This window comes from Aeromonas media, assembly GCF_000819985.1.
Taxonomy (GTDB): domain Bacteria; phylum Pseudomonadota; class Gammaproteobacteria; order Enterobacterales; family Aeromonadaceae; genus Aeromonas; species Aeromonas media.
The window spans coordinates 6281-7718 of sequence record NZ_CDBZ01000035.1; the positions used below are offsets into that span (position 1 = coordinate 6281).

At 66.6% G+C, this 1438-nt stretch carries 2 protein-coding genes; both read right to left on the reverse strand.

Going from position 1 to position 1438, the window contains the following annotated elements; translation table 11 throughout:
- A partial coding sequence (locus BN1127_RS22620) for a DUF1329 domain-containing protein (protein WP_042648395.1) occupies positions 1–718 on the reverse strand: 718 nt, incomplete at its 3' end.
- Between the two features lie 28 nt (positions 719–746).
- Positions 747–1438: DUF1302 family protein (locus BN1127_RS21060; protein ID WP_042648396.1), on the reverse strand; the 692-nt coding region annotated here is incomplete at its 5' end.

Genomic DNA, 1438 nt, shown 5'->3' on the forward strand with positions numbered 1-1438 from the left:
TGGCCTCGCCGGCGCGCCGGGCCGGCCCCGTGTAATGGAGCTTCATCTGGTAGTAGGTGTCTTTGGCCGAGATGGGCTTGGTCATGTCCTCGTAGATGGCGTAGTTGATGAAGGCCTGCCCCGTGGTGGAGAGGGCCGCGACCCCGGCAGAATCGACGTTCCAGGAGTCGTACTTGGTGGCGATGTTCACCCCCTGGTAGCGCAGCAGGAAGTTCCACATCGCCTCGGCCCCGCTCTTGGGGATCGGGAAGGGAATGCCCGGCAACACCTTGTCCACCGCCATACCCCCCGCCAGGGTGGTGGCGTTCAGCGCGTTCTGCTTGGTGTTATCCAGCACCGCCTGGGGCAGCGCCACGCTGCGATGGGTCGGATAAACGTCCACCCGGAAGTCCGGGAAGCGCTTGAGCAGCTCCGTCGTGGTGGCGGTCAGCGCCCCCTGGTATTGCGCCGCGTTCTTGCCGGTGATCACCTGCAGCGGCTGCTCGCCCGCATACGGATCCGGGCGCATGCTGTCACCGGCCTTGAAGCCGGCGGGGGGCGTGGTCAGCCCCCCGCTGTAGGCGGGGATGCTGCCGTCGGCATTGGCGGCCGCGTCGGCGCCCACCTGGGTCAGGCTGGTGCCGAGCTGCTGTGCTTCACTGCTGGAGACGGCGGCCAGCGCCTGGCCCGCGAGGGCCAGGGTGAGGGCGGCGGTCAGCATGGTCTTGTTGAATGTCATATCTCGTTCTCCGACTCGGTCGCTTGACTCAGTAAGTGGTCTTCAGGGTCAGGTAGAGGGCACCTCTGTCTTCCGTGGTGGCACCGCCACCGGAGAAAGAGGCGTAACCACCGGCATAACAGGTGTTGCGCTGGGCGCCATCGAGGGCGTTGGGCGTGGTGCCATCCTCGGCACCGTCATTGCACTCGGCAGACTCGCCAAAGGAGTCCACGTATTTCAGATCGACGAAGTACTGGTTGTAGAGGGTGGCGCCGAGGCCCACCGCGTAACTCCCGGTATCTTTCGCCCCGCCCGCCTGGACCGGGGAGATCCCCGCCAGCCCCCAGTTCACCGAGAGCGGCATGCTCATGTCGACACCCGGCAATACCTGGTACCAGATCGGCGTGAAGTTGACCGCCAGCCCCCAGTTATCGCGGGTCGGCTTGTCGATGCCGGTGTAGCTGTCCTCCCCCTTGTAGAGCGCCTTGTTGTGGTCATCCAGGCTCAGCAGGTTGCTGTAGTAGAGCTCGCCGAGCAGGGCGGCCCCGTCGAACAGCGCCGTGTCGGCGATGGTCATCAGGCCGTTGAGGGTCCAGTGCAGGGTATCGCCGGTGGCGCCATAGCCATCGGAGTCATCGGTGATCACCCCGGTGTCGGCATTGCGGGGAGGCAGGGCGCCCAGGCCGGCGGCCAGCCCGCCCGGGCCCGGGGCGCTGAGCAGGGCCGGGATGCTGGAGAGCG